This window comes from Rhizobium giardinii bv. giardinii H152 (assembly GCF_000379605.1).
GTDB lineage: Bacteria > Pseudomonadota > Alphaproteobacteria > Rhizobiales > Rhizobiaceae > Pararhizobium > Pararhizobium giardinii.
In genome coordinates this window covers 323,739-337,226 of the sequence record NZ_KB902691.1, presented here as the reverse complement: position 1 = coordinate 337,226, position 13,488 = coordinate 323,739, and the positions used below count along the sequence as shown (strand labels likewise).

The 13,488-nt window shown below is 62.8% G+C and carries 12 protein-coding genes; 5 read left to right on the top strand and 7 right to left on the bottom strand.

The window, feature by feature from the left end; genetic code table 11:
• Positions 1–86: 86 nt before the first annotated feature.
• Positions 87–1,628 (bottom strand): histidine ammonia-lyase, encoded by a 1,542-nt coding sequence (gene hutH, locus A3AY_RS0123210; RefSeq protein WP_018328082.1) that lies wholly within the window; start codon positions 1,626–1,628, stop codon positions 87–89.
• 49 nt (positions 1,629–1,677) lie between these two features.
• A complete protein-coding gene (gene hutI, locus A3AY_RS0123205) occupies positions 1,678–2,928 on the bottom strand; it encodes an imidazolonepropionase (protein ID WP_026203739.1) in 1,251 nt (416 codons plus the stop codon).
• 100 nt (positions 2,929–3,028) lie between these two features.
• Here hutI and A3AY_RS0123200 point away from each other — a divergent pair, with 100 nt between their 5' ends.
• Both A3AY_RS0123200 and hutC read left to right on the top strand, forming a co-directional pair.
• A complete protein-coding gene (locus A3AY_RS0123200) occupies positions 3,029–4,384 on the top strand; it encodes a formimidoylglutamate deiminase (protein WP_018328080.1) in 1,356 nt (451 codons plus the stop codon).
• A 153-nt stretch (positions 4,385–4,537) separates the two neighbouring features.
• Positions 4,538–5,245 carry a histidine utilization repressor gene (gene hutC / locus A3AY_RS0123195; protein WP_040669143.1) on the top strand — a complete coding sequence of 236 codons (708 nt, stop codon included), beginning with the start codon at positions 4,538–4,540 and terminating at the stop codon, positions 5,243–5,245.
• Positions 5,246–5,259: 14 nt separating this feature from the next.
• On the opposite strand, the gene A3AY_RS39830 is transcribed toward hutC, so the two are convergent.
• From A3AY_RS39830 to A3AY_RS0123170, 5 genes are all read right to left on the bottom strand, one after another.
• Entirely contained in the window at positions 5,260–5,400 is a 141-nt protein-coding gene (locus A3AY_RS39830) for a hypothetical protein (protein ID WP_018328078.1), read from the bottom strand.
• Positions 5,401–5,553: 153 nt separating this feature from the next.
• Entirely contained in the window at positions 5,554–6,126 is a 573-nt protein-coding gene (locus A3AY_RS0123185) for a sarcosine oxidase subunit gamma family protein (RefSeq protein ID WP_018328077.1), read from the bottom strand.
• Positions 6,119–9,076: a sarcosine oxidase subunit alpha family protein gene (locus tag A3AY_RS0123180; RefSeq protein ID WP_018328076.1), complete on the bottom strand. Its 2,958-nt coding sequence runs from the start codon at positions 9,074–9,076 to the stop codon at positions 6,119–6,121. Before A3AY_RS0123180 ends, A3AY_RS0123185 begins: the two co-directional genes overlap by 8 nt.
• Positions 9,073–9,345: a sarcosine oxidase subunit delta gene (locus A3AY_RS0123175; RefSeq protein WP_018328075.1), complete on the bottom strand. Its 273-nt coding sequence runs from the start codon at positions 9,343–9,345 to the stop codon at positions 9,073–9,075. Before A3AY_RS0123175 ends, A3AY_RS0123180 begins: the two co-directional genes overlap by 4 nt.
• 9 nt (positions 9,346–9,354) lie before the next feature.
• On the bottom strand, positions 9,355–10,605 hold the full coding sequence (locus A3AY_RS0123170; protein ID WP_018328074.1) for a sarcosine oxidase subunit beta family protein: 1,251 nt from the start codon (positions 10,603–10,605) through the stop codon (positions 9,355–9,357).
• An 89-nt stretch (positions 10,606–10,694) separates the two neighbouring features.
• On the opposite strand from A3AY_RS0123170, the gene A3AY_RS0123165 reads away from it, so the two are divergent.
• From A3AY_RS0123165 to A3AY_RS0123155, 3 genes are all read left to right on the top strand, one after another.
• Positions 10,695–11,675 (top strand): GlxA family transcriptional regulator, encoded by a 981-nt coding sequence (locus A3AY_RS0123165; protein WP_018328073.1) that lies wholly within the window; start codon positions 10,695–10,697, stop codon positions 11,673–11,675.
• Between the two features lie 67 nt (positions 11,676–11,742).
• A complete protein-coding gene (locus tag A3AY_RS0123160; protein WP_018328072.1) occupies positions 11,743–12,441 on the top strand; it encodes a helix-turn-helix domain-containing protein in 699 nt (232 codons plus the stop codon).
• Between the two features lie 109 nt (positions 12,442–12,550).
• A complete protein-coding gene (locus A3AY_RS0123155) occupies positions 12,551–13,456 on the top strand; it encodes a class II glutamine amidotransferase (protein WP_018328071.1) in 906 nt (301 codons plus the stop codon).
• The last annotated feature ends 32 nt before the right edge of the window (positions 13,457–13,488 follow it).

Sequence of the window (13,488 nt, the reverse complement as noted above, 5' to 3'; positions counted from 1 at the left end):
GTGGAAAGCTCGTTGGGAAAGCGGGTATGTGCCGCCTGCAAGTCCCTCCCCCTTGTGGGGAGGGGTTGGGGAGGGGTTCTTGTATCTCATCTTAAAGCCTCCAGAACCGGGAGTATGCCTGCGGAAACAGCCGCGTTCAGCGCGCCGGAGCCGACGAGGTCGCTCGCCGCCTTGAGGTCATCAGCCATGTAGCGGTCGATCTCCAGCGTCGGGACAACGGAGCGGATTGCGGCGATGGCCTTGGTCAGTTCCGGGCTCGTGACGAGCGGGGCGCGGAAATCGATGCCTTGCGCGGCTGTCAGGGCCTCGATGCCGATGATTGAAAACAAGTTTTCGGTCATCTGCAGCAAGCGGCGGGCGCCGTGGCAGGCCATGGAGACATGATCTTCCTGGTTGGCCGAGGTCGGGGTGGAATCGACCGAGGCCGGGTGCGACATCTGCTTGTTTTCCGACATCAGCGCCGCCGATGTGACCTCGGCGATCATCAGGCCGGAGTTGAGGCCCGGTTTCTTGGCGAGAAACGCCGGCAGGCCGTAGGACAGTGCCGGATCGACCAGAAGCGCGATCCGGCGCTGCGAGATAGCGCCGATCTCGCAGACGGCGAGCGCAATCTGGTCGGCGGCGAAGGCGACCGGCTCGGCATGGAAGTTGCCGCCCGAGACGACGGAATTGTCGGACAGCACCAGCGGATTGTCGGTGACGGCATTGGCTTCGATCTCCAGCGTGCGGGCAACCGAGCGCATGAGATCGAGGCAGGCGCCGTCGACCTGCGGCTGGCAGCGGATGCAGTAGGGATCCTGGACGCGCTCGTCACCCTCGATATGGCTTTCGCGGATCACCGAGCCCTTGAGCAGGCCGCGCAGGGCAGCCGCCGCGTCGATCTGGCCCTTGTGGCCGCGCAGCGTGTGGATGTCGGGATGGAACGGCGCCGAGGAGCCCATGGCGGCATCGGTCGAAAGCGCGCCGGTGATCAGCGCGGACTGGGCGGCCCGGTGGGCGCGGAACAGGCCGGCAAGGGCGAGCGCTGTCGAGACCTGCGTGCCGTTGATCAGCGCCAGACCTTCCTTGGCGGCCAGCACGACCGGCGTCAGGCCGGCGCGCTCCAGAGCTGTGCGGCCGTCGAGCCGTTCGCCGCCGAAGAACGCTTCGCCTTCGCCCATCATCACTGCTGCCATATGGGCGAGCGGCGCAAGGTCGCCCGAGGCGCCGACGGAGCCTTTTTCCGGAATGACCGGGATGACGCCCTTTTCCATCATCGCCTCGATCAGGCGGACGAGTTCGAGCCGGACGCCCGATGCGCCGCGTCCGAGCGAGACGAGTTTCAGCGCCATGATCAGGCGCACGATGTTCTCGCCAAGCGGCTGGCCGACGCCGCAGCAGTGGGAGAGGATCAGGTTGCGCTGCAGGGTGGCGACATCGGCGGCATCGATCCTGATGCTCGCCAGTTTGCCGAAGCCGGTGTTGATGCCATAGACCGGCGCGTTGCCTGCGGCGATCTCGGCGATGCGGGCGGCGGCCTTCTCGATGCCCTTGTCGAAGGACGGATCAAGCCGGGCGGGCTTGCCGGTCCAATAGATGGTTTCGAGTGTCGAAAGCGGGACGGAGCCCGGCTGAAGAATAAGGGTCATAAATCAGTCCTCACCAATGCGCGGAGCCAGGCTCACGCGTCTTAAAATTTCAATGTCCGTTGCGGACGCGCGCATGCAGCGGGTTGAAGCCCATGCGGTAGACGAGTTCGGCCGGTCGCTCGATATTCCAGATGGCGAAATCGGCCCATTTCCCGGGTTCCAGTGTCCCCACCTCATCGACGAGCCCGAGTGCGCGCGCCGCCTCCCGCGTCACGCCGGCGATGCATTCCGTCACCGTCATGCCGAACAAGGTCGCGGCCATGTTCATGGTCAGAAGCAACGAGGTTAGCGGCGAGGTGCCGGGATTGCTGTCGGTGGCGATCGCCATCGAAACACCGGCCTTGCGGAACACGTCGATCGGCGGCTTCCTGGTTTCGCGGATGAAATAGAACGCGCCGGGCAGGATGACCGCGACCGTGCCGCTCTTTGCCATGGCCGCAGCGCCGGCCTCGTCGGTATATTCGAGGTGATCGGCCGACAGCGCACCGTATTCGGCGGCAAGGGCTGCGCCATGCAGGTTGGAAAGCTGGTCGGCATGCAGCTTGACCGGCAGGCCGTGCGCCTTGGCCGCATCGAACACCCGCCGCATCTCGTCGGTCGAAAAGGCGATCCCTTCGCAAAAGCCGTCGACGGCATCGGCGAGGCCCTCTGCGGCGATGGCGGGCAGCATTTCGCCGGCGACCTTGGCGATATAACCCGCCTTGTCGTCCTTGAATTCGGGCGGAAGCGCATGGGCGCCGAGGAAGGTGGTACGGACGGCAATATCGCGCGCGTCGCCAAGCCGGCGCGCCGCGCGCAGGGTCTTCGCTTCGTTTTCGAGGTCGAGGCCGTAGCCGGACTTGACTTCGACAGTGGTCACGCCCTCGGCCATCAGGGCATCCAGGCGAGGAAGGGTCTGGCTTACAAGCTCGTCTTCGCTGGCTTCGCGCAGCGCACGGACCGAGGAGACGATGCCGCCTCCGGCCCGTGCCACCTCTTCATAAGTTGCGCCGGCAAGGCGCATCTCGAATTCGTTGGCGCGGTCTCCGGCATGAACGAGATGGGTGTGGCAATCGATCAGGCCGGGGGTGATCCAGCGGCCACCGCAGTCAATGATTTCGCCGGCGTTTTCGAGGGGAAAGGGCAGGCCTGCTTCACTGCCGGCATAAAGGATGCGTCCGTCCTCGACGGCGATGACGCCATCCTCGACAAGCCCGAGGCCCGGCATGGCAGGGTTCAGGGTCGCGAGCCGCGCGTTCCGCCAGAGGCGATCGCAAGCGGTTGGTCGGGACCCGTCCGGTGTCGATTTTATGGAAGACATCGTTTTCCAGCCTTTCCTTTTCGTGCTATTATGTATAGACATAAAGAAAATGAGCGCAAGTGGTTTTTTGATTTTATCGAAAACGGGAGAGGGTTCGGCCTTGGATAGCATTCATGTGAATTCGGCCTTGTTGCCGGCAGGGTGGCAGAAGGATGTGCGGATATCGTTCGAGGGCGGGCGGATTGTTTCGGTCGAAACCGGGGCGGCTGCTCAGACAGAAGATGAGCGCCACGATATCCTCGTGTCCGGCATGCCGAACCTGCACAGTCACGCATTCCAGCGCGGCATGGCGGGGCTTGCGGAAACACGTGGGCCCGGTGCCGACAGTTTCTGGAGCTGGCGCAATGTGATGTACCGTTTCGCGCTGTCGATGACGCCGGACCATGTCGAGGCCGTTGCCGGCCAGCTCTATATGGAAATGCTGGAGGCCGGCTTTTCCCGCGTCGGCGAATTCCACTATCTCCACCACGGTATCGACGGCAGCCCCTATGCCGACATTTCTGAGATGGCGCAGCGGATTGCAGCCGCGGCTTCGCAGACAGGCATTGGCCTGACGCTGCTTCCGGTGTTCTACGCGCATTCGACCTTCGGCGGCGCCGCACCGAACGAGGGTCAGCGGCGCTTCATCAATTCGCTCGAGAGCTTCGAGCGATTGCTCGACGGCTGCCGTTCCGCGGTCAAAGGTTTGCCGGATGGACGCGTCGGCGTCGCGCCGCACAGCCTGCGGGCGGTGACACCGGAAGAATTGACGGCCGTCGTTGCGATGGCACAGGATGGGCCGATCCATATTCACGTCGCCGAGCAGGTCAAGGAAGTGGAGGATTGCATCGCGTGGTCCAGCGCGCGGCCGGTCGAATGGCTGCTCGACAATGCCGGCCTCGATGGCCGTTGGTGCCTCATCCATGCGACGCACATGACGGATGACGAAACCCGACGTATGGCTGAAAGCAAGGTGGTCGCCGGCCTTTGCCCGGTGACGGAGGCCAATCTTGGCGACGGCACGTTCAATGCGGTCGTCTTTGGCGAAGCGGGCGGGAAATTCGGCGTCGGTTCGGATTCCAACGTGCTGATCGGGCTTCCCGACGAACTTCGGCAGCTCGAATATTCGCAGCGTTTGGCGCACCGCTCGCGCAACGTCCTTGCCGCCCCTGGCCAATCCACCGGCCGCGCTTTGTTCGACGGTGCGCTTGACGGCGGCAGCATCGCCTTGGGTTCAAAGGCGGGGTCATCGAAGACGGGAATTGCCGTCGGCAATCCGGCGGATTTCGTCAGCCTGGCGGTGCCGGATGGCCGCCTCGCCGATGACGCAGTTCTCGATTCCTGGCTCTTTGCCAATGGCACCAGGCCGGACTGCGTCTGGGTCGCGGGCCGCAAGAAGGTCGAAGGCGGACGCCATCATCGACGCGACGAGATATCCTCCCGGTTCCGCAAGGTGATGACTGAGCTTTTGGCCTGATGGAATTCGTTCGGTGCAACGCGTTTCAGTATGGGCGGCACCGGAAAATTTCTGCTAGGACCGGATGCATACACGAAAGCGAGTAATACGGTGAAATCGCAGGGCGAGGCAGATCTGGAGGCTGTGACCCCGCTTGCCGAAGGGGCGGGCGAGATGTCGCTGCATCAGCGCATCCTCGGCGATATCGAAGACCGGATCCTTTCCGGCGAATGGCAGCCGGGCTTTCGCATACCCTTCGAGGTCGATCTTGCCGAGCAGTACAAATGTTCGCGGATGACCGTGAACAAGGCGCTGACGCAACTGGCGAAAACGGGGCTGATCGAGCGGCGGCGCAAGTCCGGCAGCTACGTGACGCAGCCGCGCGCCCAGTCGGCGGTGCTTGAAATCCGCGATATCAAGCTCGAAGTCCAGTCATTGGGTCTCGCCTATGACTATAGGCTGTCGGCAAAGGCACGGCGCCGGAGCAATGCGGACGACAGAGCGAGGCTCGGCCTCGAAGTCGCTGCACCTGTCCTCGATATAATCTGCACGCATTTTGCCGGAAGCAGGCCGTTTTGCGTTGAGCAGCGCCTGATCAATCTGGCAGCGGTGCCGGATGCGGCGGAAGAGGATTTTGAGGAAATGGCACCAGGCCCCTGGCTGTTGAACCGGGTCCCCTGGAGTGCCGCCGAACACACGATCCGGGCAGTGGCGGCCAATGAACCGGTCGCCGCTGCCCTTGGCTTGGCCGTCGGGACCCCGTGCCTGACGGTCGAACGGCGCACCTGGAGCAATGGCTCCTACATCACCCATGTGCGCCTGATCTATCCGGGCGAGCGACATGCACTGGTCGCCAATTTCACGCCGTCGCAGCCGAAGTGACGGCAACTCGCCGATTATTTCTTCGGCTTGGCGCCGGACAGTTTGGGAACTTCCTTCGTGAGTGTCGCACTGAAGGGTGTTGCTGCCTTGGCCGCGACCTTGTCCTTCTTCGGTTTCCTGACTTCCTTGTTGCTCTTTGCTTGTCCCTTGGCCATGGCGTGTCTTCCTCGTGCAAAAAATGAACCGTCCGCGCACGTGATGCTATGCAATCAGTGGCACCGAACGCGGCGGATATTCCGACCATGAACGATGCCGTGGTTCGAGACAATCGGAAAATTTGAAAGCGATTGGCGCAACGAAAAAGCCAATCAATCCGCCGTTTTTGCCTCCACGCCAAATTCGAGGCTCATCTGGACGAGATCGTCCCACAGGCTTTCGGCGAAGCCACGCAAGACCATGAGTTCGAAGCTCTCCACGCCGGTTCGGGTGATCAGCGCCGAGATGTGGCCGATCAGGGTCATGGCCGAGTGGCCGATGGCGAAGTTCGCCTGATCGAGATCGACAGCCGTGCCCTTGGCGAGGACGGCTTCGACGGATGCACCGCCGATGCCGATCCGGACGCGACCGTGGCTTTGATCTGCAATCGACGCCCTGCTTGCAAGGAGCGCGGCCTTGCCGGAGAGATCTGCGGCGGAAAGAGCCGCGTCGCCGACGACGAACCATTGCCCGGGCCCATAGGCGCGGACCGCATAAGGACCGCCGTCGCCGATCTGTGCGACCAGGCCCCGCAGAGCGCCACTTCCATGCGCTGCGAGTACGTGCAGCACATGACCCTCGGACAGGGCCGTAAGCGCGATCCTTGAGCCCGTTGAAGCGGCACCGAACGAGCCAGTCTTTGCGCCCGCAAGGGCAGAGCGGTGGAAGAGGGCGAAATCAACCATGGAGCTTTTCGTTTTCCGGATCGAAGAAGACCGGGCTGCAGAGCACGGCCTTGGTGTATTCGTTCTTCAGGTCGTTCCAGACCGTCACCTGCTCGCCGTGGCGCTTCGGTCCATGCTTGACCAGCGCCAGACCGATGGTGGAGCCGAGGTTCGGCGAGAAGCAACTGGAGGTCACATAGCCCTGATCATTTTCCAGCGACGGCGTGGCGGCCTCGGAAAGGATGTGCGAGCCGGTCCTGAACGTCGTTGCCGGGTCGAGGGGTTTGACGCCGACGAGCGATAGCCGGTCCTGCGCCACCATTCCGTCGCGCGACAGCATCGCCTTGCCGATGAAATCCGGCTTCGTCGTCGAGACCATCTTTGCAAAGCCGAGGTCGGCCGGGGTGACCGTGCCGTTGATCTCGGAATGGGTGACATGACCTTTCTCGATGCGCATCACGCCGAGGGCCTCGACACCATAGGGGCATATGCCATGCGGGCTGCCTGCTTGCATGATCGCATCCGCGACGGCTTCGCCGTAGCCGGCGGGAACTGCCAGTTCGTAGGCGAGTTCGCCGGAGAAGGAGATGCGGAACAACCGACCGGTGAGCTTGCCGCCGAACAGCGAGACCTCCTTGGCGCCGAGGAACGGGAAGGCCACCTCGCAAATATCCTCATCGACCAGCGCCTGCAGGATGGTCCGCGACTTCGGCCCGGCGACGGCAATCTGCGCCCACTGGTCCGTCGAGGAAGCGAACTGCACGTCGAGATCCGGCCAGAGCGCCTGGGCGCAGAATTCCAGATGGTTCATCACGCCGGCCGCATAGGCCGTGGTGGTCGTCATGAAGAAGTGGTTTTCGCTGAGCCGGCTCGTCGTGCCGTCGTCATAGATCATGCCGTCTTCACGTAGCATCAGGCCATAGCGTGCCTTGCCGACCGGCAGTTTCAGGAAGGCGTTGCAGTAGATGCGGTTGAGGAACTCCGCGGCATCCTTCCCGAAGATCTCGATCTTGCCGAGCGTCGAGACATCGCAGATACCGGCGTTCTTGCGCACGTTCAGCACTTCACGATCGACGCTGTCGCGCCATGTCGTCTCGCCCGCCTTCGGAAACCAGGAGGAACGGTACCAGAGGCCGGTTTCGACGAAGACGGCGCCGTTCTTCCTGGCCCAGTCGTGCAGCGGCGATTTGCGCACCGGCTGGAAATGCTTGCCCTTCGAGGCGCCGGTCAATGCGCCGAAGGAGAGCGGCGTGTAGAAAGGGCGGAAGGTCGTGGTGCCGACATCGGCCGGCGAGACCTTGCGCGCCTCGGCGAGAATGCCGATGGCGTTGACATTGGACAGCTTGCCCTGATCGGTCGCCATGCCATTGGTAGTGTAGCGCTTGGCAAGCTCGACATGGCCGTAGCCTTCGCTGACGGCAAGCCGCAGGTCCTTCAGGTGCACGTCGTTCTGGTAGTCGACAAACGCCTTGCCCTTTGCGCCGCGCACACACCAGAGCGGCTTGGCGACGGTCGCGGTATCCACCGCCGGCGTGAAGGCAGCGGCTGCACTGGAAAAGCCGAGGCTGGGCAGGACGTTTCCGGCTTTTTCAGCGCCGTCGGCAAGGCAGGCTTCGAGGGCGCCCACGCCTGCGGCCGAACCGGCAATGGTCAGCCCGTCCTGCGTTTGCGGTGCGACAAACGCGGCTTTGGCATCCGACCAGACCGGCCTTGCGCCGCGATGGCAAGCGAGATGGATGATCGGGCTCCAGCCACCGGACATGGCAAGGGCGTCCGCCTTGATGGTTTCGAGCGCCCCGCCCTTGATCATCGTCACGCCAGTCAGTGCCTTGCCGCCCTTGGCGTCCTGAACCACGGCGCCGGGGAAGACGGGGGCACGGCCGGCCCATGACGAGGGCGCGCCGACACGGCTGTCGACGATGGCAGCCACCTCAAGCCCCGCTGCCTCTAGGTCGGTCGCCGTCCTGTAGCCGGATTCATCGTTGGTGAAAACGACGGTGCGCTTGCCGGGCGCGATCGCCTGCCGGTTGAGATAGGAGCGCATGGCGCCCGCCATCATCACGCCGGGAATATCATTGCCGCCGAAGACCAGCGGCCGTTCTTCCGCGCCAGACGCGAGGATCGCGTGCCTGGCGGCGAGGCGCCACAGGCGCTCGACCGGCCGGTTCGGGTCGATGGCCGCCGTGTTCTTCTGCACGCTCTCGACGGCACCGAAGACATTGCCGTCATACCAGCCGAAGACAGTAGTACGGGAGAAGATGCGGACATTGGCAAGGCTGGCGAGTTCGGCAAGCGTCTCCTCAAGGAGGACGGCCGCGGCTTTCTCGCCGATTGCCGCGGTCTCCGCAAGAAGCGAGCCGCCGGGCTCGAAACCTTCATCGGCGAGGATGACGCGCGCCCCGGCACGGCCGGCGGTCAGCGCGGCTGCAAGGCCGGCCGGGCCCGCGCCGATCACCAGCAGGTCGCAATGCGTCCAGCATTTCTCGTAGGTGTCCGGATCGGGCTCGTAGGTGGCGCGACCGAGACCGGCTGCCTTGCGGATGATCGGCTCGTAGACCTTCTCCCAGAAGGCCGCCGGCCACATGAAGGTCTTGTAGTAGAAGCCAGCGCCGAGGAAGGGCGAGAGCAGGCTGTTGACGGCGCCGAGGTCGAAATCGACGGACGGCCAGCGGTTCTGGCTTTTTGCTTTGAGGCCGCTGTAGAGCTCGACCAGCGTTGCGCGGGTATTGGCCTCGGTGCGCCCGCCTTCGCCGATCGTCACAAGGGCATTGGGCTCCGCCGCGCCCGCAGTCAGGATACCGCGCGGGCGATGGTATTTGAAACTGCGGCCGACAAGCTGGCGGCCGTTTGCAAGAAGCGCCGATGCCAGCGTATCGCCGGCAAAACCCTGCATCGGCTTGCCGTCGAAGGTGAAGTCGAGCGGCTTGGCGCGGTCGATCCGGCCGCCCTTGGAAAGACGGAAGGAACTCATGCGGTCTCTCCCTGAGCGCTCGCGTCCAATACGGCATAGACAACATGGGTCACGGTATCGCGCTCAACGACGAGCCAGCGGCGGCAGCCGGACGTGTGGTGCCAATATTCCTTGTGGCGACCGCGCGGGTTGTCGCGCAGATAGACGTAAGCGTACCAGGCGTCCTCGCCGGCATCCGCGGCGGGGCGGGCGATTGCGGCATCACCTTTTACGGTGAATTCTTCCTTGGGGCGCGGCCCGCAATGGGGGCAGGCGATCAGGCTGGCCATGAAATGTCCTCAGTGCAGATTGGGTTGCGAGCCGACGCCCTTTTCATCGATCATCCGGCCGCGTGAGAAGCGGTCGAGCCGGAAAGCCGTTGCCGTTTCGTGTGGCTGGTTCCCGGCGATCAGATGGGCGTAGCAGAAGCCGGAAGCGGGCGTGGCCTTGAAGCCCCCATAACACCAGCCGGCGTTCAGATAGAGGTTGTCGATATGGGTGCGGTCGATGATCGGCGAGCCGTCCATGCTCATGTCCATCACGCCGCCCCAGGAGCGCAGCACCCGAACACGCGACAGCGCCGGGATCATCGCGATACCCGCCTCGGCGACATGTTCGACCGTCGCCAGATTGCCGCGCTGGGCGTAGGAATTGTATCCGTCGATATCGCCGCCGAAGACAAGGCCGCCCTTGTCCGACTGCGAGACATAGAAGTGTCCGGCGCCGAAGGTGACGACGTTGTCGATGAACGGCTTCAACCCTTCCGAGACGAAGGCCTGCAGCACATGGCTCTCGATCGGCAGCTTCATGTCGACCATATCGGCAACGACGGTCGAATTTCCTGCCGCCGCCAGCGCCAGCTTGCCACAGCCGATGAAGCCCTGGCTGGTCTCGACGCCGGTGACGCGGCCGTGTTCGCGACGAATGCCGGTGACCTCGCAATTCTGGATGATATCGACGCCGCGACTGTCGGCGCCGCGGGCATAGCCCCAGGCAACTGCGTCATGCCGCACGGTGCCGCCGCGCTTCTGCATCAGGGCACCCTGGATCGGGAAGCGGGCATTGTCAAAATCGAGGAAGGGCAGCATCTGGCGCACGGTATTGCGATCGAGCAGTTCGGCATCGACGCCGTGCAGGCGCATCGCGTTGCCGCGGCGCGTATAGGCGTCGCGCTGGGCGTCGGAGTGATAGAGATTGAGCACGCCGCGCTGCGAGACCATGGCGTTGAAGTTGAAGTCCTGCTCCAACCCCTCCCAGAGCTTCATCGACAGCTCGTAGAACGGGTTGTTGCCCTGCAAGAGGTAGTTGGAGCGGATGATCGTCGTGTTGCGCCCGACATTACCCGAGCCGATATAGCCCTTTTCCAGCACCGCGACATTGGTGATGCCGAATTCCTTGGCGAGATAGTAGGCGGTCGCAAGGCCGTGACCGCCACCGCCGACGATGATCACATCGTAATGATTTTTCGGAACCGGGCTTCGCCAGGCCGGCTGCCAGCCTTTATTGCCGCGCAGGGCATTCAGAAAAACGGAGAAGGCAGAGTAGCGCATGATCGATTCACCGTGGGAACTGGCGCGATCATGACAGGATTGATTTTCATCACTTGCAGAAAAGAGACGTATTGCGTCATAAATAGGTCATGGCGGCAGAAGATCTCAAAAACGTGCAGAACATCGGCTTCATTCTCATTCCCGGGTTTGCGCTGATGTCCTACGCGTCGGCGATTGAGCCGCTGCGCGCCGCCAATCTTCTGGCAGGCAAAGAAATCTACAGCCTGTCGTCCCACGCGCCGGATGGCGACATGGCGCTCTCGTCCTCAGGAATTCCTGTTCCCTCGCAACCGCTTCCCAGACGCGGTTCCAGCCTGCACACGGTCTTTGTCTGCGCCGGCGGTTCGCCGGTGGATTGGAATGTGCCTGCGGTTCTCGCCTGCCTGCGCCAATTGGCGCGCGAGGGCGTTCGGATCGGCGGCATTTCCGGCGGGCCTTATCTGATGGCCGCCGCCGGCCTGCTGAGGGATCGTGACTTTACCATCCACTGGGAGCATGCGCCGGCCCTGAGGGAGGCTTTTCCGGATCTCGCGCCGCGTCAGGCCCGTTATGTGCTCGACGGCAACCGCATCACCTGCGGCGGCGGCGTCGCGCCGCTCGACATGATGCACGCCTTGATCTCCGAGCGTATGGGATCCGATTTCGCCCGGCGGGTCAGCGACTGGTACCTGCATACCCACGTGGAAGCTCCCGGTGCACCGCAACGGGCCGCGCTGGCCGAGCGTTACAGCGTCAATCACCCGGGCCTGCTGACGGTCCTTGAAAAGATGGAGGCGACGATCGAGGCGCCGCTCGACCGGCAGGCCATGGCCACCCTGGCCGGTGTGTCGCCGCGTCATCTGGACCGTTTGTTCTCAAGCCTGATGCAATCGTCTTTCCTAGCGGAGTATCGCAAGCTCAGGCTTAACCATGCGCGGCGACTGCTTCTGCAAAGCCCGCTTTCGATCTCCGAAATCGCTTTCGCCACCGGCTTTTCCAGCGCCGGCCATTTTTCGCGCAGCTACAGAGAGGCTTTCGGAGAGGCGCCGCGACAGGGGCGGCAGGTTATCCCCACCCCGCCTCCAGAATAATTTCTTCCGGGTTGAGAAATTTTCACTCTCAGGATAGGATTTTTGTCCGAAGGCATAGGGGAGAAGCATGGCGAAGAAGACTGCCGAAATCGATATTGGCCGGACGACGGATGACGAGCGCCCGGCGCTGAAGGCGGCCTTCTCGCAGGATCCGCACGCGCTGCGCGAGCCGAAGGAAAACAACCTCGAAATCGCCATCGGCCATGAAGTTCGCGCCTTTCGCAAGAAGCTCGGTATTACCGTCACCGACCTTGCCACGGCCACGGGCATTTCACTGGGCATGTTGTCGAAGATCGAGAACGGCAACATTTCGCCGTCGCTGACGACACTGCAATCGCTTTCACGGGCGCTTGGCGTTCCTGTGACAGCATTCTTCCGGCGCTACGAGGAGGTGCGCAACGCCGTTTTCGTCAAGGCGGGCGAAGGCGTTGAACTGGAGCGGCGCGGCACCCGCGCCGGGCATCAATACAATCTGCTCGGCCATATCGACAACAATACCGCCGGTGTCATCGTCGAGCCCTATCTGATTACGCTGACGGCCGATTCCGATACGTTCCCGGCCTTTCAGCACGAAGGCATGGAGTTTCTCTACATGCTCGAAGGCGAGGTCGTGTATCGCCACGGCGACCGGCTTTTCACCATGCAGCCTGGTGACAGCCTGTTTTTCGACGCCGATGCGCGCCACGGTCCCGAGGAATTGGTGAAGCTGCCAATACGCTATCTTTCGATCATCTCCTATCCACAGACGCGGGGCGCGATTTCCTGACGTCGTGGCGCAAAAATCTTGCCTTAAAAGAAAAAAACTTTCTTCCCAGTTGAAATTTGAAACGGCAACTGCTATCCCCTTTTTAGCAACGAAATGAGGGATCGTCTCCATGTGCGGAATTGTCGGATTGTTTTTGAAGGACAAGACACTGGAGCCCAAACTGGGCGCCATGCTGTCCGATATGCTGGTCATCATGACCGATCGCGGCCCTGACAGCGCCGGCATCGCGATCTATGGCGCACCGTCCGATGGCCGCGCGAAAATCACCGTTCAATCCGCCAAGCCCGCCGTCGATTTCGCCGGGCTTGAAGCTCTGCTGAAGCCCGTTGACGCCAGTGTCACCGTGGAGCTGAAAAGCACGCATGCAGTGATCGAGACGGATGCCACGCAGTCTGCAGCCGTGCGTGATCTGCTTGCTGAGCAGCGGCCGGACGTGCGGGTCATGGGCTCGGGCGACAGCGTCGAGATCTACAAGGAAGTCGGCTTGCCGAAGGACGTGGTTGCCCGTTTTGGCATTCGCGAGATGGGCGGCACGCATGGCATCGGCCATACCCGCATGGCAACGGAATCGGCCGTCACCACGCTCGGCGCGCATCCGTTCTCGACTGGCGCGGACCAGTGCCTGGTGCACAACGGGTCGCTCTCCAATCACAACAACCTGCGCCGCGAACTGGTTCGCGAAGGCATGAGCTTCGAGACGCAGAACGATTCCGAAGTCGCGGCTGCCTATCTCACCGCCGAGATGGCCAAGGGCAAGGATCTTGGTCAGGCATTGACCAGCGCGCTTGATGACCTCGACGGTTTCTTCACTTTCGTCGTCGGCACGAAGTCCGGCTTCGGCGTCGTGCGTGATCCGATTGCCTGCAAGCCCGCCGTCATGGCCGAGACGGATCAGTACATCGCCTTCGGTTCGGAATACCGCGCGCTCGTAAACCTGCCGGGCATCGAAGATGCGCGTGTCTGGGAACCGGAGCCCGCCACCGTCTATTTCTGGGATCATGAGAAGGCAGCTTAATCGTGGATATCAGCGTAAACCGAGAAAGTCTG

Bases quoted from the DNA above. Each gene is read 5' to 3' on its own strand.
- hutH (WP_018328082.1), bottom strand. From the start codon at position 1,628: ATGACCCTTATTCTTCAGCCGGGCTCCGTCCCGCTTTCGACACTCGAA.
- hutI (WP_026203739.1), bottom strand. From the start codon at position 2,928: ATGTCTTCCATAAAATCGACACCGGACGGGTCCCGACCAACCGCTTGC.
- hutC (WP_040669143.1), top strand. From the start codon at position 4,538: ATGTCGCTGCATCAGCGCATCCTCGGCGATATCGAAGACCGGATCCTT.
- A3AY_RS39830 (WP_018328078.1), bottom strand. From the start codon at position 5,400: ATGGCCAAGGGACAAGCAAAGAGCAACAAGGAAGTCAGGAAACCGAAG.
- A3AY_RS0123185 (WP_018328077.1), bottom strand. From the start codon at position 6,126: ATGGTTGATTTCGCCCTCTTCCACCGCTCTGCCCTTGCGGGCGCAAAG.
- A3AY_RS0123180 (WP_018328076.1), bottom strand. From the start codon at position 9,076: ATGAGTTCCTTCCGTCTTTCCAAGGGCGGCCGGATCGACCGCGCCAAG.
- A3AY_RS0123175 (WP_018328075.1), bottom strand. From the start codon at position 9,345: ATGGCCAGCCTGATCGCCTGCCCCCATTGCGGGCCGCGCCCCAAGGAA.
- A3AY_RS0123170 (WP_018328074.1), bottom strand. From the start codon at position 10,605: ATGCGCTACTCTGCCTTCTCCGTTTTTCTGAATGCCCTGCGCGGCAAT.
- A3AY_RS0123165 (WP_018328073.1), top strand. From the start codon at position 10,695: ATGGCGGCAGAAGATCTCAAAAACGTGCAGAACATCGGCTTCATTCTC.
- A3AY_RS0123160 (WP_018328072.1), top strand. From the start codon at position 11,743: ATGGCGAAGAAGACTGCCGAAATCGATATTGGCCGGACGACGGATGAC.
- A3AY_RS0123155 (WP_018328071.1), top strand. From the start codon at position 12,551: ATGTGCGGAATTGTCGGATTGTTTTTGAAGGACAAGACACTGGAGCCC.